This window comes from Pseudomonas sp. p50(2008), assembly GCF_015351605.1.
Classification (GTDB): Bacteria; Pseudomonadota; Gammaproteobacteria; order Pseudomonadales; family Pseudomonadaceae; genus Aquipseudomonas.
Genome location: NZ_JACMYF010000004.1, coordinates 180,494 through 203,813 on the forward strand (window position 1 = coordinate 180,494; position 23,320 = coordinate 203,813).

At 59.3% G+C, this 23,320-nt stretch carries 20 protein-coding genes and 2 pseudogenes; 7 read left to right on the forward strand and 15 right to left on the reverse strand.

Features of this window, described 5'->3' with window-relative positions; translation table 11 throughout:
- Positions 1-25: 25 nt before the first annotated feature.
- From H7698_RS12615 to H7698_RS12665, 11 genes are all read right to left on the reverse strand, one after another.
- On the reverse strand, positions 26-1,315 hold the full coding sequence (locus H7698_RS12615) for an adenylosuccinate synthase (RefSeq protein WP_162437107.1): 1,290 nt from the start codon (positions 1,313-1,315) through the stop codon (positions 26-28).
- A 54-nt stretch (positions 1,316-1,369) separates the two neighbouring features.
- A complete protein-coding gene (locus tag H7698_RS12620) occupies positions 1,370-2,557 on the reverse strand; it encodes an ATP phosphoribosyltransferase regulatory subunit (RefSeq protein ID WP_194691583.1) in 1,188 nt (395 codons plus the stop codon).
- Positions 2,558-2,872: 315 nt separating this feature from the next.
- Entirely contained in the window at positions 2,873-3,742 is an 870-nt protein-coding gene (hflC, locus tag H7698_RS12625) for a protease modulator HflC (protein ID WP_194691584.1), read from the reverse strand.
- On the reverse strand, positions 3,742-4,917 hold the full coding sequence (gene hflK / locus H7698_RS12630) for an FtsH protease activity modulator HflK (RefSeq protein ID WP_194691585.1): 1,176 nt from the start codon (positions 4,915-4,917) through the stop codon (positions 3,742-3,744). Before hflK ends, hflC begins: the two co-directional genes overlap by 1 nt.
- Before the next feature lie 96 nt (positions 4,918-5,013).
- A complete protein-coding gene (hflX, locus tag H7698_RS12635) occupies positions 5,014-6,315 on the reverse strand; it encodes a ribosome rescue GTPase HflX (protein ID WP_162437111.1) in 1,302 nt (433 codons plus the stop codon).
- 12 nt (positions 6,316-6,327) lie between these two features.
- A complete protein-coding gene (gene hfq, locus H7698_RS12640) occupies positions 6,328-6,588 on the reverse strand; it encodes an RNA chaperone Hfq (protein ID WP_007902656.1) in 261 nt (86 codons plus the stop codon).
- Between the two features lie 95 nt (positions 6,589-6,683).
- Positions 6,684-7,655 (reverse strand): tRNA (adenosine(37)-N6)-dimethylallyltransferase MiaA, encoded by a 972-nt coding sequence (gene miaA / locus H7698_RS12645; RefSeq protein ID WP_194691586.1) that lies wholly within the window; start codon positions 7,653-7,655, stop codon positions 6,684-6,686.
- Entirely contained in the window at positions 7,655-9,568 is a 1,914-nt protein-coding gene (mutL, locus tag H7698_RS12650; protein ID WP_208525689.1) for a DNA mismatch repair endonuclease MutL, read from the reverse strand. Before mutL ends, miaA begins: the two co-directional genes overlap by 1 nt.
- Positions 9,565-10,992: an N-acetylmuramoyl-L-alanine amidase gene (locus H7698_RS12655; protein ID WP_162437113.1), complete on the reverse strand. Its 1,428-nt coding sequence runs from the start codon at positions 10,990-10,992 to the stop codon at positions 9,565-9,567. The genes mutL and H7698_RS12655 overlap by 4 nt, the downstream gene beginning before the upstream one ends.
- Complete coding sequence (gene tsaE, locus H7698_RS12660) at positions 10,993-11,463, reverse strand: tRNA (adenosine(37)-N6)-threonylcarbamoyltransferase complex ATPase subunit type 1 TsaE (RefSeq protein ID WP_194691587.1); 471 nt, start codon at positions 11,461-11,463, stop codon at positions 10,993-10,995.
- The gene (locus H7698_RS12665; protein WP_194691588.1) at positions 11,451-12,950 is read right to left on the reverse strand and encodes an NAD(P)H-hydrate dehydratase; all 1,500 of its coding nucleotides are present in this window, start codon (positions 12,948-12,950) and stop codon (positions 11,451-11,453) included. The genes tsaE and H7698_RS12665 overlap by 13 nt, the downstream gene beginning before the upstream one ends.
- 63 nt (positions 12,951-13,013) lie before the next feature.
- Between H7698_RS12665 and queG the strand changes: the two genes are divergently transcribed.
- Positions 13,014-14,078, forward strand: a complete 1,065-nt coding sequence (gene queG / locus H7698_RS12670) for a tRNA epoxyqueuosine(34) reductase QueG (protein WP_162437116.1) — start codon at positions 13,014-13,016, stop codon at positions 14,076-14,078.
- Positions 14,079-14,185: 107 nt separating this feature from the next.
- Here queG and H7698_RS12675 read toward each other — a convergent pair whose 3' ends face one another.
- Both H7698_RS12675 and orn read right to left on the reverse strand, forming a co-directional pair.
- A complete protein-coding gene (locus tag H7698_RS12675) occupies positions 14,186-14,797 on the reverse strand; it encodes a trimeric intracellular cation channel family protein (protein WP_162437117.1) in 612 nt (203 codons plus the stop codon).
- Positions 14,798-15,046: 249 nt separating this feature from the next.
- The gene (orn, locus tag H7698_RS12680) at positions 15,047-15,589 is read right to left on the reverse strand and encodes an oligoribonuclease (RefSeq protein WP_007995036.1); all 543 of its coding nucleotides are present in this window, start codon (positions 15,587-15,589) and stop codon (positions 15,047-15,049) included.
- 107 nt (positions 15,590-15,696) lie between these two features.
- Between orn and rsgA the strand changes: the two genes are divergently transcribed.
- The 4 genes and pseudogenes from rsgA (at position 15,697) to H7698_RS12700 (ending at position 18,801) form a co-directional block, all read left to right on the forward strand.
- Complete coding sequence (gene rsgA, locus H7698_RS12685) at positions 15,697-16,728, forward strand: small ribosomal subunit biogenesis GTPase RsgA (RefSeq protein WP_162437118.1); 1,032 nt, start codon at positions 15,697-15,699, stop codon at positions 16,726-16,728.
- Positions 16,729-16,940: 212 nt separating this feature from the next.
- Complete coding sequence (locus H7698_RS12690) at positions 16,941-17,348, forward strand: TIR domain-containing protein (RefSeq protein ID WP_194691589.1); 408 nt, start codon at positions 16,941-16,943, stop codon at positions 17,346-17,348.
- Between the two features lie 3 nt (positions 17,349-17,351).
- Positions 17,352-18,311: pseudogene (locus tag H7698_RS12695) on the forward strand (caspase family protein).
- Positions 18,311-18,801, forward strand: a pseudogene (locus tag H7698_RS12700) (toll/interleukin-1 receptor domain-containing protein). The pseudogenes H7698_RS12695 and H7698_RS12700 overlap by 1 nt, the downstream one beginning before the upstream one ends.
- A gap of 55 nt (positions 18,802-18,856) precedes the next feature.
- Here H7698_RS12700 and motB read toward each other — a convergent pair.
- Both motB and motA read right to left on the reverse strand, forming a co-directional pair.
- Positions 18,857-19,885: a flagellar motor protein MotB gene (motB, locus tag H7698_RS12705; protein WP_194691590.1), complete on the reverse strand. Its 1,029-nt coding sequence runs from the start codon at positions 19,883-19,885 to the stop codon at positions 18,857-18,859.
- A gap of 3 nt (positions 19,886-19,888) precedes the next feature.
- Positions 19,889-20,740 carry a flagellar motor stator protein MotA gene (gene motA, locus H7698_RS12710; RefSeq protein ID WP_162437123.1) on the reverse strand — a complete coding sequence of 284 codons (852 nt, stop codon included), beginning with the start codon at positions 20,738-20,740 and terminating at the stop codon, positions 19,889-19,891.
- 166 nt (positions 20,741-20,906) lie between these two features.
- Here motA and H7698_RS12715 point away from each other — a divergent pair, with 166 nt between their 5' ends.
- The gene (locus H7698_RS12715; RefSeq protein WP_194691591.1) at positions 20,907-22,445 is read left to right on the forward strand and encodes an HDOD domain-containing protein; all 1,539 of its coding nucleotides are present in this window, start codon (positions 20,907-20,909) and stop codon (positions 22,443-22,445) included.
- A gap of 42 nt (positions 22,446-22,487) precedes the next feature.
- Positions 22,488-23,303 (forward strand): rhodanese-like domain-containing protein, encoded by an 816-nt coding sequence (locus tag H7698_RS12720; RefSeq protein ID WP_162437125.1) that lies wholly within the window; start codon positions 22,488-22,490, stop codon positions 23,301-23,303.
- Positions 23,304-23,320: the final 17 nt, after the last annotated feature.

A 23,320-nucleotide genomic window follows, 5' to 3' on the forward strand; every position in this document is an offset into this window, starting at 1 on the left:
CTTTGTGTTTTACATCAATAACTTATTAAGCGAACGGATGACGCAGAACGATGGTTTCGTTGCGGTCCGGGCCCGTCGAAATAATGTCGATCGGCGCGCCGATCAGTTCTTCAACGCGTTTGATGTAAGCACGAGCGTTGGCTGGCAGCTCTTCCAGGGTTTTGGCACCCACGGTCGATTCGGTCCAGCCCGGCACTTCTTCGTACACAGGCTGCAGGCCTACGTAGCTGTCAGCATCAGTCGGAGCAATGTCCTTACCCTCTGCATCTTTGTAGCCGACACAGATGTTGATGGTTTCCAGACCGTCGAGTACGTCCAGCTTGGTCAGGCAGATGCCCGAAATGCTGTTCACATCGATAGCGCGACGCAGGATTACGGCGTCAAACCAGCCACAACGACGAGCACGACCGGTAGTCGCACCGAACTCGTGACCTTGTTTGGCCAGGTGCGCACCGACTGCGTCGAACAGCTCAGTCGGGAACGGCCCCGAACCTACACGCGTGGTGTAAGCCTTGGTGATGCCCAGAATGTAGTCCAGGAACATAGGACCCACACCCGAACCGGTAGCAACGCCGCCAGCAGTGGTGTTAGAGCTGGTCACGTACGGGTAGGTACCGTGGTCGATGTCCAGCAACGAGCCCTGGGCGCCTTCGAACATGATGTCTTTGCCAGCGCGACGCAGGTCGTGCAGCTCGGCAGTCACGTCGAGCATCAGCGGCTTGAGCAGCTCAGCGTATTCCTTGCACTCGGCCAGGGTCTTATCGAATTCAATGGCTGGCTCTTTGTAGTAACCCACCAGCATGAAGTTGTGGTAATCCACCAGTTCACGCAGCTTGTCTTCAAAGCGCGGCATGTTGAGCAGGTCGCCAACACGCAGGCCACGACGCGCAACCTTGTCTTCGTATGCCGGGCCGATACCGCGACCGGTAGTACCGATCTTCAGCTCGCCACGGGCCTTTTCACGCGCCTGGTCCAGCGCAACGTGGAACGACAGGATCAGCGGGCAGGACGGGCTGATACGCAGGCGCTCGCGCACCGGTACGCCTTTCTCTTCCAGCTTGGTGATCTCGCGCAGCAGGGCATCAGGTGCAACCACCACGCCGTTGCCGATCAGGCACTGCACGCCTTCGCGCAGCACACCCGACGGGATCAGGTGCAAAACGGTTTTCTCGCCGTCGATCACCAGGGTGTGACCAGCGTTGTGGCCACCTTGGTAGCGCACTACGGCGGCAGCATGTTCGGTCAGCAGATCAACGATCTTGCCTTTGCCCTCATCACCCCATTGGGTGCCCAGGACTACGACATTCTTACCCATAACACTTGTCCTCATTCGCGCAAACTTGGTGCCGGCGGCGGCCGGCAGGAAAACTCAAGAAGCCAGTGGCGATAGTTGCCAAAGCCCGTTCTGCTGAATCAATTGCCGGTCGCAGTCCGCTTCACGGGCGGCGGCCAAAGGTTGCCCAGGCAAGGCCTGAACGACACGCTGACCCTCACTGCGCAACTGGCAAACCTGCTGCCAGAGTGCCGCATCCGTACTGTCAGGCATCCAGATACCGCCAGACGGTAACTTGATCTCAGCACGCCCCAGGGTCACCAGGGTTTTCAAATCGGTGGAGAAGCCGGTTGCCGGACGAGCGCGACCGAAGTCGGCGCCGATGTCGTCGTAACGACCGCCCTGGGCAATGGACTGGCCAACACCCGGTACGAACACCGCGAACACCACACCGGTGTGGTAGTGGTAGCCGCGCAACTCGCCCAGGTCGAAGTAAAGCGGTAATTCCGGGAAGCGCGTGGACAGTCGCTCGGCAATGGCCAGCAAATCATCCAGCGCTGCCAGAACAGGCGCCGGTGCATTGGCCAGGCGTTCACGGGCAGCATCAAGCACTTCACGACCGCCACACAGGTCAACCAACGCTCGCAGCATGCCTGACAGATCGGCAGGCAAGCCTTCGGTCAAGGTAATGACCTCATCGATGGCCTTGCGTTGCAATGCGTCAAACAGCTGCTGTTCCACTTCACCGGACAGACCGGCAGCGCGGGCCAGGCCACGGTAGATACCGACATGACCGAGGTCCATGTGCACATCCGGCACGTCGGCCAGTTGCAGCATGGCCAGCATCAGGCTGATGACTTCCACGTCGCTGCTCGGGCTGCCATCGCCGTACAACTCGGCACCCAACTGAATCGGGCTACGCGAGGACGACAAGGCGCGCGGCTGCGCATGCAGCACGCTACCTGCATAGCACAGGCGGCTTGGGCCTTCGCGTCGCAGGGTGTGCGCATCGATGCGCGCAACCTGCGGCGTGATGTCCGCCCGGAAACCCATCTGCCGACCCGATTGCGGATCGATAACCTTGAAGGTACGCAGATCAAGGTCCGAGCCCGCGCCGGTCAGCAGGGATTCCAGGTACTCGATATGGGGGGTCACGACAAACTCGTAACCCCAGCTCTGGAACAGATCCAACACCTGACGGCGCGCTACTTCGATGCGCGCCGCTTCTGGTGGCAGTACTTCTTCGATGCCATCTGGCAGCAGCCAGCGGTCTACCGTTGCCATTACGCCATTCCCCTATGATCCGGGCGGCCAGCCTTGGGGCGAGCCTTGAGTGAAGCAGAAAGTGCCTGGCCCATGCACACAAACTTCGCGCATGAACGACGTGGCAAAAAGCCTTGAACCGGCTTCGCCAATCACTTTCCTCGAAAAATCTTTCGAGTCATTCAACTCGGTCGCCTGCATAAAAACAGCAATCAAACATGCAGACGCAAAAAAGCCGGGAATTTCCCGGCTGCCGCATCATACACACGTTTTCCCAAAGGATCACCCCGCCAGAGGCTTTAGCCGCCCGGCGGGATGAATCAGGTCAACGGTGCATCAAGGTTTGGCTTTTTCCAGGTAACGGAAGAAGTCGCTGCTTGGGTCGAGGACCATGACGTCGGATTTGTTCGCGAAGCTTTCACGGTAGGCTCGCAGGCTACGATAGAAACCGTAGAACTCCTGATCCTGACCGTAGGCCTTGGAGTAGATCGCAGCAGCCTGGGCATCACCGTCACCGCGAACCTCTTCAGATTCACGATAGGCTTCAGCCAGCAGCACGCGGCGTTGACGATCGGCGTCGGCACGAATGCCTTCTGCCAGCTCGTTACCCTTGGCGCGGTGCTCGCGAGCTTCACGTTCACGCTCGGAACTCATGCGCTCGAACACGCTGCGGTTCACTTCTTTCGGCAGATCGATAGCCTTGACCCGAACATCGACAACTTCGATGCCCAGCTCCTTCTCAGCCATCTTGTTCAGCGACGCAGTGATGTCGGACATCAGTGCATCACGCTCACCAGAAACAACCTCGTGCAGCGTACGCTTACCGAACTGGTCACGAAGACCCGATTCCAGACGACGGGACAGACGTTCGTCGGCGATTTGCTTGAGGCCGGAAGTTGCGGTGTAGAAGCGCTCGGCATCTTTCACGCGCCACTTGGCGTAGGCATCGACCATAACGGCTTTCTTTTCCAGCGTCAGGAAGCGTTGCGTCGGTGCGTCCAGCGTCATCAGGCGTGCGTCGAATTTACGCACCTGGTTAACGTAAGGCACTTTCACATGCAGGCCCGGCTGAACATCAGCCTGGACCACGCGACCGAACTGCAGCAACACCGCACGCTCGGTCTGAGCCACGATGTAGAAGCAGTTCCAGGCAGCGATCGCCACGACGACGGCGACAATAAGGGCGATCAGCGATTTATTGCTCATCAGCGACTCTCCCTGGTACGTGCTTGCTGTTGCTGCAGATCAGCTGCCGCACGCGCATTCGCTTCATTGCTGGTGGCTGCCGCACCCGTTACCGGGGCGCTGGTAGTGCTGCGGCCACTGTCGATCATCTTGTCCAGCGGCAAGTACAGCAGATTGCTCTGGCCATTCTTGTTGCCGGTCACGAGAACCTTGCTGGTATTGCTGAAGACTTCCTGCATGGTGTCCAGGTACAGACGCTCGCGGGTGACCTCAGGTGCCTTGCGGTACTCACTCACCAGTTTGGTGAAGCGATCGGCCTCACCCTTGGCGCGCGAGACGGTTTCGTCACGGTAACCATTGGCATCCTCGAGGATGCGCTGGGCCTGACCACGTGCTTCCGGCACGACGCCGTTGGCGTAGGTTTCAGCCTGGTTGCGCGAACGCTGCTCGTCTTCACGGGCACGAATCACGTCATCGAAGGCTTCCTGCACTTCACGCGGTGCCGCTGCGCTCTGTACGTTGACCTGAGTGACGGTGATACCGGTGCGATAGGTATCCATGAAGCGTTGCAGACGCTCCTTGATTTCGCTGGCCATCAATTCACGACCTTCGGTCAGCACCTGGTCCATTGCGGTGGATCCCACCACGTGGCGCAAGGCGCTTTCAGTCGCGTGTTGCAGGCTGATTTCCGGCTGATCAACGCTCAGCACGAAGTCCTGCAGGTTGCTGATCTTGTACTGCACGGTCAGCGGAACTTCGACGATGTTCTCGTCTTCAGTCAGCATCTGACCTTGCTTGGTGTACGCACGCTCACGCGTGACGTTTTCAAGATACTTGCGATCGATCGGCGGGAAATAGATGTTCAGACCCGGGCCGACGGTCTCGTAGTACTTGCCGAAGCGCAGCACCACGGCTTGCTCCTGCTCGTCCACGACATAGACCGCGCTGTACAGCCACACGGCCGCCAGCACAACGAGAACGACGCCAAGAATGCCGCCGAAGCCGCCACCCTTGCCCGAACCACCGCCGTCATCACCACGTTTCTTACCACCACCGAACAACCCATTCAGGCTTTCCTGCAGCTTTCGGAAGGCCTCGTCGAGATCTGGTGGTCCCTTGCGGTCGCCGTTATTACGACGCTTGCCACCCCAAGGATCCTGATTATTCGAGTTGCCACCCGGCTCATTCCAAGCCATAGCGCTCTCCATCTGATAAAGCAAAGACGCACCCACGGCGCGCCGACCAATGCTACAGAATGCCTGTCACTGCGGCACAACCGCTTTCTCAGGCTTTTATTGCAAAGTGTGTTCCTCGATGAACTCTGTCGGTACAACGCCTTCGCGGCTAACCAGCCGGTTGAGCTCCGAGCGCGGCAATCGAACGGCCAGCAAGCTGACACCTTCTTCGTCGTGTTCTTCTTTCTGCACCGCTCCGAGTTCGAAGAACTGCGCACGCAGTCGAGCGAATCGTTGCGGCAAGCGCAAGGTACCGATGAATAACTCACTGCCCAGCAACTCGGCAATAGCTTGTTCAAGCAATTCCAGACCACTGCCATCACGCGCCGAAAGCCAGACCCGTTGAGGCTTGCCGTTTTCGTCGCGCTGGATTTGTGGCTCAACGCCTTCGAGCAAATCGAGTTTGTTATAGACCTCGAGGATCGGCAAGTCCTGGGCACCAATCTCGCCCAGCACCACCATCACTTGCTCGATCTGCAACATGCGATCCGGCTCGGCCGCGTCGATAACGTGCAACAGCAGGTCGGAATTGCTCGACTCTTCGAGGGTAGACCGAAATGCCTCAACCAGCTTGTGGGGCAAGTGACGAATGAAACCCACGGTGTCAGCCAGGACAATCGGCCCCAGGTCGTCCAGTTCCAGACGGCGCAAGGTCGGGTCCAGCGTGGCAAACAGCTGGTCGGCCGCGTACACGTCGGATTTCGTCACGTTATTGAAGAGCGTGGACTTGCCGGCGTTGGTGTACCCCACCAAAGACACGGTAGGAATATCCGCACGGGAGCGGCCACGTCGCGACTGCTCTCGCTGGCTGCGCACTTTTTCCAGCCGGCCTTTGATTTGTCGCAGGCGAACCCGTAGCAAACGGCGGTCGGTTTCAAGCTGGGTTTCACCCGGGCCACGCATGCCGATACCACCACCTTGACGCTCAAGGTGAGTCCAGCCACGAACCAGCCGGGTGCTCATGTGGTCAAGCTGAGCCAGTTCAACCTGGAGCTTGCCTTCATGGGTACGGGCGCGCTGGGCGAAAATATCGAGAATCAGACCGGTGCGGTCAATCACGCGACACTCGAAAACACGTTCGAGGTTACGTTCCTGACTGGGCGTTAGCGTGTGATTGAAGATCACCAGGTCGGCTTCTTTAGCGTGAACCAGGTCACGCAGTTCCTCGACCTTGCCGCTACCGATTAGGAATTTGGCGGTTGGCCGATGACGCGGCACGTTAAAAAACGCAACGGTCTCGGCGCCGGCCGAATTAGCCAATTCCTGAAACTCCTGCGGATCTTCGCGCGCCTCAGGGTCCTGTCCATCCAAGTGAACGAGGATTACTCGCTCACCACCACCGTGGCGCTCAAAGAACAAAGGAGACTCCTATCAGGCGTTACCTGGCTCAGCGTCACCCGCTTCGGATTCGGTTGCGCTAGGCAGACGAATTGGACGAACAGGTACCACTGTAGAGATAGCGTGTTTATAAACCATCTGGCTAACGGTGTTTTTCAGCAGGATGACGAACTGGTCGAAGGACTCGATCGTGCCTTGCAGTTTGATCCCGTTGACCAGGTAGATGGAAACCCCAACTTTCTCTTTACGTAAAGTATTCAGGTAAGGGTCTTGTAGCGAATGCCCTTTTGACATGTGCCGCACTCCTTTAAGGATTCAATATAAAAAAATAGGTAAACAGATGGCTTGTGGCCGTCACACCCCCAAGGATAGACGGCAATTGCAAGGACTCAGCTCAATATGGAGATGGTCCCCAAGTATTTCAAGGCGCGCGGCAGATTGTCGCAATCCAGGCTGTCCAACCAATGTAGATCAGCCCAACTGCGCAGCCAGGTGAACTGACGCTTCGCCAACTGGCGCGTGGCAATGATTCCACGTTCCTGCATCTCGGCTTGCGTCAGCTTGCCATCCAGGTAGTCCCAGACTTGTCGATAGCCAACTGCACGTATAGACGGCAACCCGGAATGCAGGTCACTTCGCTTACGCAGGGCTACGACCTCATCAATGAATCCCTGTTCCAACATTAACGTGAATCTTTGTTTAATTCGCTCATGCAGTACTTGGCGATTTGCCGGAGCAATAGCCAAGTTCGCGACAGTATAGGGCAATTGTTGACGCCCCGAAGCGGCTGCTTCAGTACTTTGCGCAGATTGTTGCAAGCGTAGCGCAGTCATGCTTTGACCGCTCACTCTGTAAACTTCCAGTGCGCGACTGAGGCGCTGCGGATCGTTCGGATGAATACGCGCGGCCGACTCCGGGTCGATCACCGCCAATTGATCGTGCAGGGCCTGCCAGCCCAGACGTGCAGCTTCTTCTTCGATCTGCGCGCGAACGTCTGGATCGGCTGCGGGCATGTCCGCCAGACCTTCGACTAACGCCTTGTAATAAAGCATCGTGCCGCCCACCAGCAGCGGAATTTTCCCTCGCGCGGTGATATCGGCCATGGCTTCGAGGGCATCTCGACGGAAATCCGCCGCAGAATAGCTTTCGGCTGGGTCGAGAATATCGATCAGGCGATGCGGAAATTCGGCCAGCGTCTCTTTTGAAGGCTTGGCCGTACCGATATCCATACCGCGATAAACCAACGCCGAATCGACACTGATCAGCTCGCAGGGCAGGACTTTGGTCAGCTCGATGGCCAGATCAGTCTTACCCGCTGCCGTCGGGCCCATCAGGAAAATCGCAGGAGGGAGCTGGTTCATCAACGACCGCGCAGAAACAGTTTGTCCAGATCGTCCAGTCCCAGTTGGGTCCAGGTCGGTCGGCCATGGTTGCATTGACCACTGCGCTCGGTGTTTTCCATATCGCGCAACAGACCGTTCATTTCCGGCACGGCCAGACGCCGATTCGCTCGGATTGCGCCATGACAGGCCATCGTCCCGAGCAACTCGTTCAAATGCGCCTGAATCCGGTCACTGGTCCCGTAATCCATCAGGTCCGCCAGCACATCGCTGACCAAACGGTTAGCTTCGGCCTGCTTGAGCAAGGCTGGAATCTGCCGAATGGCCAGAGTTTCCGGACCAAGGCGCTGCAGTTCGAAACCCAGGCGCTTGAACCAGTCGACATGCTCTTCGGCGCAATCGGCTTCACGCTGACTGACAGCCAGGGACTCCGGCACCAACAGCGGCTGACCACTCAAGCCCTCACTGGCCATGGCAATTTTCAGACGCTCGTACATGATCCGCTCGTGAGCGGCGTGCATGTCCACCAGCACCAGCCCTTGGGCGTTCTCGGAAAGGATGTAGATACCTTTGAGCTGCGCCAGCGCATAACCCAGCGGCGGAATATCATCCTGTCCGGCCGGCAACGCGGCGGCATTGGCTTCTGGCAGCGGCGCGAAAAACTCACGATAGGCCGCCTGGGCTTCGGCCACGGGTACGCCCGCGGATTGAGTCCGCGGCGTGTATTGATACTGGTAACCGGCTCCAGCGCCCGAGCCCGCAAGCGCATTGAACGACGGCTGAGCCTGGGGTTGCTCCAGCAACGCATTGGCTGCCAGGCGCATTTCGCCCTGGGGACCGAATTCCCCGGCATCGATGCCGGTCGGTCGAACAATAGCCGTGGCAACGGGGGCCGCCAGATGATCTTCCGGACGCACATCGCCCAGGGCGCGGTGCAAGGTGCCGTAAAGGAAATCGTGGACCATGCGCCCGTCACGGAAGCGCACTTCATGCTTGGTCGGGTGCACGTTGACGTCGACGCCCGCCGGATCGACTTCGAAAAACAGCACGAACGTCGGGTGCCGACCATTGAACAACACATCGCGATAGGCCTGGCGCACGGCATGCGCCACCAGTTTGTCGCGCACTGCGCGCCCGTTCACAAAGAAATACTGCAAATCTGCCTGGCTGCGGTTGAACGTAGGCAACCCGACCCAACCCCACAAATGCAGGCCATTGCGCTCGATTTCGATCGGCAGTGCCTGCTCAAGGAAACCCGCACCGCAGATGGCAGCCACCCGCCGGGCACGGGCCGCATCATCGTGAGCCTCGTGCAGGCTGAGGATGGTCTTGCCGTTATGGCGCAGATGGAACGCCACGTCGAAGCGCGCCAGCGCCAAGCGCTTGATCACTTCTTGGAGATGATCGAATTCGGTTTTTTCAGTCTTGAGAAACTTGCGACGCGCCGGCGTGTTGAAAAACAGGTCACGCACTTCAACCGAGGTTCCCACCGGGTGAGCCGCCGGCTGCACGCGAGGCGCCATATCCCGGCCTTCGGTCTCGACTTGCCAGGCCTGATCGGCATCCTTGGTACGGGACGTGAGTGTCAGGCGCGCCACGGAACTGATGGACGCGAGGGCCTCACCGCGAAACCCGAGGCTCATAACCTGCTCGAGATCCTCCAGGTTGCGGATCTTGCTGGTGGCGTGACGGGCCAGGGCCAAGGGCAGATCATCTGCCGAAATGCCGCTGCCATCGTCGCGTACCCGCAACAACTTGACGCCACCGAGCTCGACGTCGACGTCGATGCGTTTGGCGCCAGAATCGAGACTGTTTTCCAGCAACTCCTTGATCACCGACGCCGGACGCTCGACCACCTCGCCAGCGGCAATCTGGTTCGCCAGCCGAGGGCTCAGCAGCTCGATGCGAGCACCGTTCGTCACCTCCTGATTCATTCTTTGGCCGCCAGTTCGGTGCCAGGAATGGTCAGGTGCTGACCCGCTTTCAAGTCATCGCTCTTCAGGTTGTTGGCGCTGCGCAAGGTCGCCGGGGACACCTGGTAACGCACTGCAATCATCGCCAGCGTCTCGCCAGGGTTGACCCGATGATCCCGAGGACCTTGGGCAATCCCGCCGGAATCGCGCAGCCAGGCTATATAGGTGCCCGGCGGTGGATTCTGCTGGAAGAACTGGCGCACGCCGCTGCTGATGGAACGTGCCAGCGCCTGCTGATGGTTCGCTGCCGCGAGTTTCGAGGCTTCGTTGGCGTTGGAGATAAACCCGGTTTCCACGAGGATCGACGGGATGTCCGGGGATTTCAATACCATGAACCCGGCTTGTTCCACGCGCTGCTTGTGCAACGGCGTGACGCGGCCAATGTTGGTCAGGACCTTTTGGCCGACGTTCAGGCTGGAGGTCAGCGACGCGGTCATCGACAGGTCGAGCAATACGCCCGCCAGCATGCGGTCCTTGTCGTCGAGGCTGACGTTGCCGGCACCGCCGATCAAGTCGGAACGGTTTTCGCTGTCGGCCAGCCAGCGCGCTGTCTCGGACGTGGCGCCGCGATCAGACAAGGCGAACACCGATGCGCCGAAGGCCGCTGCAGAAGGTGCGGCATCGGCATGGATAGACACGAACAGGTCGGCGCCTTTTTTGCGCGCAATCTCGGTACGGCCGCGCAGCGGGATGAAGTAGTCGCCTGTACGGGTCAGTTCGGCGCGGAAACCTTTCATGCCGTTCACCTGACGTTGCAGCTCACGTGCGATGGCCAGTACGACGTCTTTTTCACGCTGACCGCGAGAACCCGACGCACCCGGGTCTTCGCCACCGTGACCGGCATCGATCACCACAATGATGTCGCGCTTGCCCGCAGGCGCAGGCGGCAATTTCACCGGCGGATCGATCGGCGTTACCGGGACCGGGGCCACGGTAGCCACGTTGGTCGGTGCAGGGATTGGCGCGGCGTCGGCGGCGTCATCGAACAAGTCGACCACCAGGCGATTGCCGTACTGGGCATTCGGCGCCAGCGTGAAGCTTTTCGGTGTGACGGCTTTTTTCAGGTCGATGACCACCCGCAAGTCCGTCGGCGTGCGTTGTGCCGACCGCATGGCGGTAATAGGTGTGTTCGATGTATTGACGTTGAGCGGCGCGCCGAGCGATGCACCATTGATATCAATGACCAGTCGATCAGGTGCCGTCAGGGTGAAGACGCTGTGCTGGACAGGTCCGGTCAGGTCAAACACCAGCCGTGTGTTATCCGGCGCCCGCCACAGGCGCACGCTACTGACCTTCGATTCGGCCACAGCGTTGACGGTTACCGCCAAAAGCAACAATCCTACGGCAGCTACCATCGCGCGAAAGCGCATACCTGACCCCATCATTTAATTGGATTCCAATGCCAAAGCGGCACACCACAACTCGCCACGCGAGCTCTGGGACACTATTTGCAGCGAACGCCCGCTGTCTTGCGGGCTAATGGTAATGGTCAGGTCGGGCTTTGGCAAAAAGCCTGCACCTTTACGGGGCCATTCAATCAGACACAACGCATCATCTTCGAAGTAGTCACGAATGCCGAGGTACTCCAGCTCTTCGGGATCGACCAGTCTATACAGGTCAAAATGGAAGGCGCGGATGTCACCGATCTCGTAGGGCTCGACCAAAGTAAACGTTGGACTTTTGACCGCCCCCACATGCCCCAGCCCCCGAATAATGCCCCGGGACAGCGTGGTCTTGCCCGCGCCCAGATCGCCTTCGAGAAAAATCAGACCATGCCCTTCAGTGGTTTTTGCGATACGCGCCCCAAACGCGGTCATTGCTTCTTCATCAGCCAGGTACAGGGTTACTTCAGACACGGTGCATGCTCCTCCAACAACTGACGAATGGCTGGAATCAGATCACTGGCCGCCAGCCCACGGCCAAATTTCCCTTCTTGCGCGCCGGCATTGGCGTGTAGCCACACCCCCAGGCAGGCGGCGTCGAACGCATCCATGCCTTGCGCTAGCAATGCGCCAACCAGCCCCGCCAGCACGTCGCCCAGTCCCGCAGTGGCCATGGCTGGATGCCCCTGATGACATAGCGCCAATCGCCCATCGGGACTGGCAATCAGGCTGCCGGCCCCCTTGAGCACCACTACCGCTGTATATTTTTTGCTCAATGCATGGGCCGCCGCAGGGCGGTCTGCCTGAACCTGCGCAGTCGTGATACCCAGCAACCGCGCCGCTTCTCCCGGATGCGGCGTGATCACACACCCCTTGGGCAAACTCACCTGTGCTTCAGCCAGCATGTTCAGTGCATCAGCGTCCCAGACTTGCGGCAGCGGCGCATTGGCCGCCGCTGACAAAAGACTGCGCCCCCAGGAAGCCTGCCCTAAACCAGGCCCGACGACCAACACGGAAACCTTCTGCAGCAACCCCATCAGCTGATTGGCGGAGGAAGTCCCCAGCACCATGGCCTCGGGGATTCGGGCCAGCGCCGCAGGCACGTGCTCGCTGCGAGTGGCCACGGAGACCATGCCCGCACCGCTGCGTAACGCACTTTGCGCGCTCAACAGGATTGCCCCGCCGAAGCCATGATCACCGCCGATCAGCAGTACATGACCGAATGTACCTTTGTGCGAAGTGGGCGCCCTGGCCGCCAGACGCGGGAGATTGCCCGTCGTCAGTCGTCGAGCGCTGGCGTCCGCCTGGTTAATCAACTGCGAATCAGCCTGCAGATCGTTGAACACCAACGCACCTACGCAGTCCGCCGCGTCACCGGTGAACAACCCGAGTTTCAAACCGATGAACGTCACTGTAAGGTCGGCTCGCACCGCATCACCGAGCATGCGCCCGGTATCGGCGCAAAGGCCCGAAGGGATATCCACTGCCGCCACTGGCAGACCGCTGGCATTGATCGCAGCAATCGCGCTGGCGTAGGGCTCGCGCACATCACCTGTCAGACCGGTGCCCAGCAAGGCATCCAGCACAACACCGCGCAAAGGCGAATGCGGATTCCAGGCGTCGATGGTCACGTTATCGGACACGGCTTCGGCATGAGCCAGCGCTGCATCGCCCTGCAAACGCTGGGGTTCACCGACGGCCAACACCCGCACTGTCCAGCCGGCGCGCTGGGCAAGTACCGCGACCAGATAACCATCGCCCGCATTGTTGCCATGCCCGGCCAGCACGCTTAACGTGTCCGCCGTCGGCCATTGTCGGACCAGCGCACGCCAGGTCGCGCGCGCCGCCCGGTGCATCAATTCGAAGCCCGATGTGCCTGCCGCTATCAGGCTCGCATCGAGCCCTCGCACTTGCGCGGCACTGTACAGCGCGTCGGGTAAATCATCTTTAGTGTGCGGCATGCGTCTTCAGGCTCCGATGTCTGGCAGAATTATACGCATCTCAGCTCCGGTTTCTCTCGCCTCATGCCCGCTATTACTACAGACCTGCCCGCCCTCGCCCAATCCATCAAGGACTGGGGCCGCGAACTAGGCTTCCAGCAAGTCGGCATCAGCGGTCTGGACCTGGCTGAGCATGAGCAGCACCTGGAACGCTGGCTCGAAGCTGGCTACCACGGCGAAATGGAATACATGGGCGCCCACGGCAGCAAACGCTCGCACCCGGAAGAGCTGGTACCCGGCACGCTTCGAGTGGTTTCACTGCGCATGGACTACCTGCCAGGCGACACCGAAATGGCCAAACGACTGGCCGAACCGGAAAAAGCTTACGTTTCGCGTTATGCCTTGGGCCGCGATTACCACAAATTGATCCGTAAACGTGTGCAACAACTGGCAGAAAAAATTCAGGCGGTCATCGGCCCGTTCGGTTATCGCGCCTTCGTCGACAGCGCCCCGGTGCTGGAAAAGGCCATCGCCGAAAAAGCCGGCCTCGGCTGGATCGGCAAAAACACCCTGGTATTGAATCGAAAGGCGGGCAGTTACTTCTTCCTCAGCGAATTGTTCGTCGACCTGCCCCTGCCGGAAGATCCGCCCCACGCGACCGAGCATTGCGGTCGCTGCACCGCCTGCCTGGACATCTGCCCCACCAATGCCTTCGTCGGACCTTATGTTCTGGACGCTCGGCGCTGCATTTCCTACTTGACCATCGAACTCAAAAGCGCGATTCCGGAAGAGCTGCGACCGCTGATCGGCAACCGTGTGTTCGGCTGCGACGATTGCCAGATGGTCTGCCCGTGGAATCGCTTCGCCCGTCCGTCCGGGGAAAGCGACTTCAAGCCGCGACACAATCTGGACAATGCCGAACTGGCGGAGTTGTTCATGTGGGATGAGGCGAAGTTTCTCAGCAACACCGAGGGCTCACCGTTGCGTCGCGCAGGTTACGAGCGCTGGCTGCGCAATCTGGCGGTAGGTTTGGGAAATGCACCGTCGAGCATTCCGGTGATGGAGGCGTTGAAAGCGCGCCGGGACTATCCGTCCGAGTTGGTGCAAGAACACGTCGAGTGGGCGCTGAAACAGCATGGACTCCTGTAGCAGCTGCCGAAGGCTGCGTTCGAGGCCGCAGGACTCGCTTAACAATTCCACGCCTACTTTGCAGCCGAACGCAGCCTTCGGCAGCTGCTACACCGGTCGTGCCGGAATCACGCTTCGTCGTTGTAAACGAACTTGGGCATTTCCCAGTGGAAACGGATAGCCAGCAAGCGCAGCAGGAACCCGCCGAACAGCGTCACCAGAATCGCCTGTTCGCCTGGCATCTGCAGATAGATGCAGAGCATGTAGCACCAGGCCGCAGCAAATGAAACGCTGGCATAGAGCTCGCGGCGGAAGATCAGCGGAATGTCGTTGCAGAAGATGTCTCGAAGGATGCCACCAAACACCCCGGTGATCACGCCACTGACCGACGCCACCAACATGCCATGCCCCATTTCCAGTGCCGTCATGCAGCCGATCAGGGTGAATGCCACCAGTCCCACGGCATCGAGTACCAGAAACAGTGAGCGCAGGTGGCGCATCCAGCGTGCCGCAAAAACGGTGAACATCGCGGCAATGGACGTCAACACCAGGTATTCCGGATGTTTGACCCATGTGAGCGGGTAATGCCCGAGCAACACGTCGCGCACTGATCCACCGCCCAGGGCTGTCACGCAAGCGATCAGCACCACGCCAAACCAGTCCATGCCACGCCGGCCGGCAGAAAGGGCACCGGTCATGGCTTCGGCGGTGATGGCGATCAGGTAGAGCATCAGCAACATGGTGGCGGTCCTTGCAGAAAGGCGCGCAGTCTAGCCATTTCGGAGCAGCACCAAAAGAGGGCGAGAAAGCATCACTCGCAACCTGTGGCGAGGGGATATAGCGAAACGTCGCACCGCCCCGTTCGGCTGCGTAGCAGTCGTAAAAACCATTGCCCGCGATACGATTAATACACCGCGGTTGCCGGTTTGGGACCGCTACGCGATCCAACAGGGATAAACCCCCTCACCACAAAGGCCCTGGTGCCACCGTCAGAACTTGATGAAATGCTTGCGGTAGTGCTGCAGCTCGGCGATGGATTCGCGTATGTCATCCAGCGCCAGATGCGTGCTGCCCTTCTTGAAGCTGTCACGCACGTCCGGGGCCCAGCGTGCGGCCAGCTCTTTGAGCGTCGACACGTCGAGGTTGCGGTAGTGGAAATAGCTTTCCAGGGATTTCATGTGGGTATAAAGAAAGCGACGGTCCTGGCAAATGCTGTTGCCGCAGATCGGCGACTTGCCCTTCGGCACCCATTTTTCCAGGAAGGCGATGGTCTCGGCTTCGGCTTCGGCCATGCTGATGCGGCTGTCGCGGACCCGTTGGGTCAGGCCGGAGCCGCCGTGTTGACGGGTATTCCACTCGTCCATGCCGGCCAGGATTTCATCGCTGTGGTGGATTGCGATCACCGGCCCTTCGGCCAGGGTGTTCAGATCACTGTCGGTGACGATGGTGGCCATTTCGATGATGACATCGGTATCAGGGTTCAGACCGGTCATTTCCAGGTCGATCCAGATCAGATTCTGCGGGTTTTGCATGTGTCGGCTCCTAGGCAATGCTGCGCAGTTTAGCCTAGGGAGGCGGCCGGGCGTGCTAAACTCGCGGCCGTTTTACCTAATCGCTGCATTATTGATACGGAACACCCATGGCCAAACGCCAACTCAATCGTCGTCAAAACTGGCGCATCGAAAAGATTCAGGGCGAACGCGCTGCCCGCGCCGCCAAACGCGAGTCCTCGGCTGTCGAGGCCCTCGAAGGTGGCGACCTGGGCCCGGAACAAACCGGCCTGGTGATTGCTCACTTTGGTGTGCAGGTCGAAGTCGAAGCCCTTGATGGCGATTTGGCCGGCCAGGTGTTCCGCTGCCATTTGCGCGCCAACCTGCCTGCGCTAGTGACCGGCGATCAGGTCGTCTGGCGCGCCGGCAACCAGGGCATCGGTGTGATCGTGGCGCAACTGCCACGTAAAACCGAACTCTGCCGTCCGGACAGCCGTGGCCAACTCAAGCCTGTAGCCGCCAACGTCGACATGATCGTCATTGTCTTCGCACCGCTGCCTGAGCCTCACGCCAACCTGATTGACCGCTACCTGGTTGCCGCCGAGCACGCCGGTATCCGGCCGCTGCTGCTGCTCAACAAATTCGACCTGATCGACGAGCAGAACGCCCCGGCGCTCAACGCTTTGCTGGCGGTCTACCGCACGCTGGGCTACCCGGTGCTGGAAGTATCAGCGCACCACGGCAATGGCATGGAACAGTTGCAAGAGCAGCTGGACGGGCGCATCAGCGTGTTCGTCGGCCAATCCGGCGTCGGCAAGTCCTCGCTGGTCAACAGCTTGTTGCCAGAAGTCGAAACCCGCGTCGGCCCGCTCTCCGAGCTGTCTGGCCAGGGCACCCACACCACCACCACCGCGCGCTTGTTCCACTTCCCCGGTGGCGGTGAGTTGATCGACTCCCCGGGTATCCGCGAATTCGGTCTTGGCCATGTCAGCCGTGCCGACGTCGAAGCGGGCTTCATCGAGTTCAATGACTTGATTGGCACCTGCCGCTTCCGCGACTGCAAGCATGACCGTGAACCCGGCTGCGCCCTGCTCAAGGCGCTGGAAGAAGGCCGCGTGCAACAGCAACGGATGAACAGCTACCGCTCGATCATCGCCAGTTTGCCCGAAAGCACCTACTAAACAGCTGTACCCGCCCTCCTCGACCCCGAGGAGTCGCGGGCTGCTGTTGTCTGCCTAAACAAAATCCACATTTTTAGACGTCAGACATTTCTGAAGGGCTTCTGCACGCCTGCTTGTAGGACTTTTCTCTTTTACCTTTCGGCACTTGTTAGCGCCCGCCTGTTACCTACATTCAAGCCCTCTTCGCACGTTGCGATATCGAGGGATACCCCATGCAAACCTACCACCTGTTCATCAGCCATTCGTGGAACTACGCCGACAAACACGACAGGCTGGTCGAAATGCTTGCTGCGCACTCGACGTTCACTTTCAAGAACTTTTCGGTGCCGCCGCACAACCCGATTGTCGGCGCCCTGACCGACCAGCAACTTGAAATCGCCATCGAAAACAAGATTCGTCCCTGTTCCGCCGTGCTGATCATGGCCGGGATGTATTCCACCTACAGCAAGTGGATCAACAAGGAGATCGCGATCGCCAAGCGCATGGGCAAGGTCATCATCGCGATCAAACCGTTCGGGGCCGAGCGGATATCCACCGTGGTGCGCCGGGCCGCGCATGCGGAATGCGCCTGGAACTCCCTTAGCATCATCAGTGCCATTCGCACTCACGCGGCGGACTGAATCATGCGCAGAGGCCTGTTTATCGGAATCAATAACTACCGCCATCTCTCCCAGCTGAACGGCTGCAACAACGATGCGATGGCCATGGCTTCGGTGCTCAAGACTGATGCCAATGGCGACCCGAACTTCAAGAATATCGTGCTGACCTCCGCCGAAGATTACTTGAGCCGCGAAAAAATCTAGGATCAAATTCGCGAACTGTTTTCAGGCGACTGCAATGTCGCCCTGTTGTACTTCGCAGGCCACGGCGCTTTCGACGGGGATACGGATGAAGGGATGCTGTTGCCTCAGGATTACAAGTCCAGCAAGGACGGGATCCGAATCAGCGACATCCTTAATTGGGCGTCCAAAGCCGTAAAAATCAAGAACAAGATCATCATTCTCGACTGCTGCCAGGGCGGCTCGGCAGGCGAAGTGCGCGCTTTGCGTAGCGAAAGCAGCATAGTTGGCGAAGGCATGACCATTCTTACGGCCTGCAAGAAAGAAGAATCGGCCATGGAAGGCGCCAACCATGGCGTCTTCACCGGACTGCTGCTTCAGGCATTGCACGGTGGTGCTGCGAACATCCTTGGGAAAATCACTCCCGGCAGCCTCTATTCGTTTGTCGACAATGCGCTCGACGCCTGGGAACAGCGTCCGGTGTTCAAGACCAACGTCTCGCAGTTCATTTCGTTGCGGGAAGTCTCACCGTTAATTCCCAAAGAAATATTACGCAAGCTGTCTGACTGGTTCGCCGAAGCCGAGTCGATATTCGCGCTGGACCCGAGCTACGAACCCACCGAAGCCCGGTTTGAACCGGCTCACGGTGAAGTCTTCGCCCAGCTGCAAAAGTGCAACCGCCACAGCCTGATTGAACCGGTGGACGCCGAATACATGTACTACGCCGCGCTCAACTCCACTGGCTGCCGCCTCACCGCGCTTGGCGCCTATTACCGTGAACTCGCGATCAAGGGACATTTCTGATGCCAGTGTTTATCAGCTACCGCCACATGGATCGCGCCCATGCGATGCAGATCAACAGTCGTCTGATGCAAGCCAATATAAAAACCTACCTGGACGTGCTGGATCCGGAATCCCAGACCACCGATGACATCACCGAGGTCATCACTCGCAACATCAGCGAATGCACACACTTGCTGGCAGTCGTCTCGGAGAGAACCGCACTGTCGTGGTGGGTGCCGTTCGAAATTGGCGAAGCGACGATCAGTAATCGCCGCATCTGCTCCTTCAGGACCGGGCCGACGGAGTTGCCGCTGTACCTGGATAAGTGGCCGAAACTGAGCAGTGCAAAGGACCTCGATTTTTCATCGAGGCCTACAAAACCGAAGTGAACCTCAAGCGCTCCGCATCCCTGGAATCGATCACGGGCAGCGAGTCCACGCGCAGCTACAACAAGACCAATGCTGACCGCTTCCACGCTGATCTCAAAAACCGAATCCGCCGCGGCGTCTGAGACAAGCGCCAGCGCCCACAAAAAAGCCGACATTCACTGTCGGCTTTTTTGTGGATTACTGCTTCGGCGCCTCGCCGGGTTTCGGTGCGGCGTCCTCGAACAGATTCAACCGTTCTCGAATTTCATGCGCCGGCACTGGCTGCTTGTCTGCCGGCAGGGCATTCGGATCGACCGGTTCGGCCGGCACTTCACCCGGAGCGCCCTGGCCTTGGGGCAACTGACCGGAAGGATCGGCGCCCTGTGCGCCTTCAATCGCTGCCTGAGCCTTTTTCGTCAGCACGACAATGTCGATTCGACGATTGACCGGATTGAACGGTTTTTCCCGATCGAACAGCGCCGAAGAGGCATACCCGACAACGCGCGCCACCTGAGACTCCGGATAACTCCCGGCGACCAGCGCACGGCGAGCGGCGTTGGCACGATTGGTCGACAGTTCCCAGTTACCGAACTCGCCTGTGCCGGTGTACGGCGTGGCGTCGGTGTGACCGCTGATGCTGATCTTGTTGGGTACCGCTTTGATGGTATCGGCCATGGCCAGCAGGATGTCTTCAAAGTACGGCTTCAGACGGGCGCTGCCAGAGTCGAACATCGGCCGGTTTTCCGCGTCCATGATCTGGATGCGCAAGCCGTTCGGCGTGATCTCGAACAGGATCTGATCCTTGAATTTCTGCAACTGCGGGTTTTCGTCGACCTTGTTCTGCAGTTCCTGCAGCAACAGTTCCAGGCGTTCTTTCTCGACCTGCTCGGCCATGCCTTCGACTTGTTCGGTATCGATGGTGACCTTGTCCGGCTGCGGCTGGGATTTCACTTCCGGGTTGAGAGTGTTTTCCGGCGCCAGGGTAGGCGTGCCACCCAGATCAATAATGTAGGGCGTGCCGCTTTCGGAAAAACCGATCGGGTCCTTGAAGTAGCCCGCAATGGCAATCTTCTGTTCAGGCGTCGCAGTGGACAGCAGCCACAACACCAGGAAGAACGCCATCATCGCCGTCGCGAAGTCGGCGAAAGCGATTTTCCAGGCGCCCCCGTGATGCCCGGCAGCGATGCGCTTGACGCGCTTGATGATGATCGGCTGATTATTTTCCATGATTTAGCGACCGCGAACCGCTTGTTCCAGCTCAGAGAAACTAGGACGGTGCGCCGGGTAAAGGACCTTGCGACCGAACTCCACCGCCAGCGACGGCGGCATGCCCGATGCGGATGCAACCAGCGAGGCCTTGATGGCTTCGTAGACGTTCAGCTCTTCCTTGGCATCGTGAGCCAGGGAATGCGCCAGCGGACCAAAGAAACCGTACGCAGCGAGAATACCGAAGAAGGTACCGACCAATGCTGCGCCCACGTGCATGCCGATGGCTTTCTGATCACCCTCGCCCAGGGACGCCATCGTCACCACGATCCCCAATACCGCTGCGACGATACCGAAACCGGGCATGGCGTCGGCAATACCGTTGACCGCATGGGAGGGATGCTCAAGGTCTTCCTTGAGGCTGTAGAGCTCCATATCGAACAGACCCTCCAGCTCGTGGGGTGCCATGTTGCCGGAGGACATGATGCGCAAGTAGTCGCAGATGAAAGCAGTCATGCGCTCGTCTTTGAGCACCGTCGGGTACTTGGCAAAAATCGGGCTCGCGGCGGCATCTTCGATGTCACCTTCAATCGCCATCATGCCTTCGCGGCGGCTCTTGTTGAGGATCTCGTAGATCAGGCCCAGCACTTCGAGATAGAAGGCGTGAGTGAAGCGCGACCCGAACATGCTCAAGGATTTCTTGAGCACGTGCATTGTCATATAGCCGGGGTTAGCCTGCAGGAATGCGCCGAGGGCCGCACCGCCAATGATCAATACCTCGAAAGGCTGGATCAGGGCGGCAATTTTGCCGTGGGAAAGTACGTATCCGCCGAGCACGCTCGCGAATACGACGATGATGCCGATTATTTTAGCCATAGGTAGGAGAGCACTTACTGAGTCGGGTTCAAGGTCATATTCGGAAGTTAAAAAATCTCTTCTTCTACTTATCGGCAAAACTGCGCCAGACTATAGGCCGTTCAGGCGAAAAGCCACTTTGACCCATTCAGGGCGTAGGTAATGCAGACGATGATTGCGTCCAACCATGGCTAACGAAACGAGCGTTCCAACACTAACACCCTCCACGCTCGAAGGCTGGATCAAGCTTCTCGACAGCGTTCGCCTGCCGGTTCCGCAAGCCAGTCATGACCGCGTTTGCAGCGCCATTCGCAACAACCGCAGTTCACTGCGCGACATTGCCGAATTGATGCAGGGCAGTCCGGCCCTGGCCTTGAGTGTGATTCGCGAAGCCAACCGGCAGCTACACGGCGGTTTGAGTGAGCCCGCGGAAAACCTTGAGGTGGCGATCAATCGCCTCGGTTTGAAGCGTACCGAAGAACTGCTCGCTCGCCTGCCCGCGCTCCCGTTGTCGGAAATTCCCGTCGCCTTGCGCCAGCTGCAAATGATCAGCCAGCACGCCACACAACAGGCCAACGGTTTTTTTGCCCATCGCCTGGCGCGACTGTGGCAGGACATCCACTGGGGCAGCCTGTTGTTCCTCTCGCCACTTTGGCCGATGGCGTTGACTCATCCGCAACTGCTCCAGGAATGGGAACTGCGGGTGATCCACAGAGGTGAATCCGCGCGCAAGGTTGAAAAGCAGTTGTTCGGTGTACGCCTGCTGGACATCTGCCAGGCCCTGGCCGATATCTGGCGCCTGCCAATTTGGGTGCAGCAGGGTTATCGACTGTTAATGAGCGAGCAGCGCGAATTGGTCCAGGTCCTGCGCATTGCCCGTGACAGCGATCACCCATTGCGCCAGCAAAATCGCCTCGATGACGACCCGACCCTGCGCCGCTGGCTCAATCAGCCGGCCAATACAGTATTGCTGGCCAATGGTCTGGCGCTGTCGGCGCAACACGCCTGGGACAGTCCGCACAGTGAACGCTGGCAGTACCTGACCAGCCTCTACCTCCAGATACCGATGGACCACGTACAGCAGCAGTTGCACCAACAGGCCGCCAATAGCGCCCGTTACCACGCGATGCCCGACCTTTGGCACCCCGCCGTCTCGCTGATCTGGCCGTGGGGCATGAACCGGGTGGCGGCAGGTTCGCTTGCGGCCCCTGCGCCCACTGCGCAAGATTTAGCCAAATGGCGTAAACAATGTGCCGAGCTGCTGGCGGAACCGAGTCGCTTCGCCAATGCGATGCATCTGACCACGTCTGCCCGGGACGCGTTGCTCGCCTGCGGCATGCGACGGGTGATGATCCTGATGGCCGATCGCACTCACGCCAATCTTCGCGTGCACCAGTGCGCCGGTTTGCCCAAGGACGCATCCAGCCTGAATCTGCAGGTGAGTCAGAGCACCGTGCTGCAACGACTGCTCGCGCAACAGGCTCAGGTCCGCCTGACGCCGGAAAACAGCGCGCAGTTTTCGGCGCTGTTACCGGCGAGCCTGCGCTCACTTTTTGGTGGCGAGCATCTCCTGCTAAGGTCATTGGTCAACAATGGGCGGGTGATCATGCTGGTCGTGGCCGACCAGGGTGGCGGGCCGTTCTCGGAAATCACCGTGCAAGCCTTCGGCAAAACCGCCCAGTGCATCGAGAAGGCCCTGCACAGCTTTAGCCACCGCGGCCAATAAGGCTGCGTTACAATCCCTCCTTTTGTGCTCTGGAGACCTCACATGTCTGACTTCTCTGGCTTGGCGCTGGTGATAGAGCCCGGCGACCTGCTCGCCCGTCTTGACGCCCGCAATCTGATTTTGGTGGACCTGACCAGCAGCGCCCGCTATGCCGAAGGGCATATTCCTGGCGCGCGGTTTGTCGACCCCAAACGCACGCAACTCGGCCAACTACCCGCTCCAGGCCTGATGCCGCCGCACGCTGCGCTCGAAACGCTGTTCGGCGAACTTGGCCACAACAAAGACGCGGTCTACGTGGTTTATGACGACGAAGGCGGCGGCTGGGCCGGACGGTTTATCTGGTTGCTCGATGTCATCGGCCACAAAAACTATCACTACGTGGATGGCGGCCTGCTGTCGTGGCTGGCGCAGGACTTGCCGGTATCGACTGAGGTCCCTGCCCCGGTGGGTGGCCCGGTGAGCCTGACCCTGCATGACGAACCCACGGCCACCCGCGAATACCTGCAAAGTCGCCTGGGTGCCGCCGACCTGGCGATCTGGGACGCACGCGGTCCGCTGGAGTATTCCGGCGAGAAGGTCCTGGCGGCCAGGGCCGGACACATTCCCGGCGCGGTCAATTTTGAATGGACCGCAGGCATGGATCAGGCGCGCAACCTGCGCATCCGCACAGACATGCCGCAGATCCTGGAACAACTCGGGATCACCCCGGACAAAGAAGTTATTACTCACTGCCAGACTCACCATCGCTCTGGCTTCACTTATCTGGTGGCCAAGGCACTCGGTTATCCGCGCGTCAAAGGCTACGCCGGTTCCTGGGGCGAATGGGGCAACCATCCCGACACCCCTATTGAGAATTAAGGTTTTTAAGGACAGTT

Coding starts and splice junctions, on each gene's coding strand:
- H7698_RS12615 (WP_162437107.1), bottom strand. CDS start 1,315: ATGGGTAAGAATGTCGTAGTCCTGGGCACCCAATGGGGTGATGAGGGC.
- H7698_RS12715 (WP_194691591.1), top strand. CDS start 20,907: ATGGCTAACGAAACGAGCGTTCCAACACTAACACCCTCCACGCTCGAA.
- mutL (WP_208525689.1), bottom strand. CDS start 9,568: ATGAATCAGGAGGTGACGAACGGTGCTCGCATCGAGCTGCTGAGCCCT.
- H7698_RS12655 (WP_162437113.1), bottom strand. CDS start 10,992: ATGATGGGGTCAGGTATGCGCTTTCGCGCGATGGTAGCTGCCGTAGGA.
- rsgA (WP_162437118.1), top strand. CDS start 15,697: ATGGCCAAACGCCAACTCAATCGTCGTCAAAACTGGCGCATCGAAAAG.
- H7698_RS12665 (WP_194691588.1), bottom strand. CDS start 12,950: ATGCCGCACACTAAAGATGATTTACCCGACGCGCTGTACAGTGCCGCG.
- H7698_RS12675 (WP_162437117.1), bottom strand. CDS start 14,797: ATGTTGCTGATGCTCTACCTGATCGCCATCACCGCCGAAGCCATGACC.
- orn (WP_007995036.1), bottom strand. CDS start 15,589: ATGCAAAACCCGCAGAATCTGATCTGGATCGACCTGGAAATGACCGGT.
- H7698_RS12720 (WP_162437125.1), top strand. CDS start 22,488: ATGTCTGACTTCTCTGGCTTGGCGCTGGTGATAGAGCCCGGCGACCTG.
- hflC (WP_194691584.1), bottom strand. CDS start 3,742: ATGAGCAATAAATCGCTGATCGCCCTTATTGTCGCCGTCGTCGTGGCG.
- queG (WP_162437116.1), top strand. CDS start 13,014: ATGCCCGCTATTACTACAGACCTGCCCGCCCTCGCCCAATCCATCAAG.
- miaA (WP_194691586.1), bottom strand. CDS start 7,655: ATGAACCAGCTCCCTCCTGCGATTTTCCTGATGGGCCCGACGGCAGCG.
- motA (WP_162437123.1), bottom strand. CDS start 20,740: ATGGCTAAAATAATCGGCATCATCGTCGTATTCGCGAGCGTGCTCGGC.
- H7698_RS12690 (WP_194691589.1), top strand. CDS start 16,941: ATGCAAACCTACCACCTGTTCATCAGCCATTCGTGGAACTACGCCGAC.
- hflK (WP_194691585.1), bottom strand. CDS start 4,917: ATGGCTTGGAATGAGCCGGGTGGCAACTCGAATAATCAGGATCCTTGG.
- hfq (WP_007902656.1), bottom strand. CDS start 6,588: ATGTCAAAAGGGCATTCGCTACAAGACCCTTACCTGAATACTTTACGT.
- motB (WP_194691590.1), bottom strand. CDS start 19,885: ATGGAAAATAATCAGCCGATCATCATCAAGCGCGTCAAGCGCATCGCT.
- H7698_RS12620 (WP_194691583.1), bottom strand. CDS start 2,557: ATGGCAACGGTAGACCGCTGGCTGCTGCCAGATGGCATCGAAGAAGTA.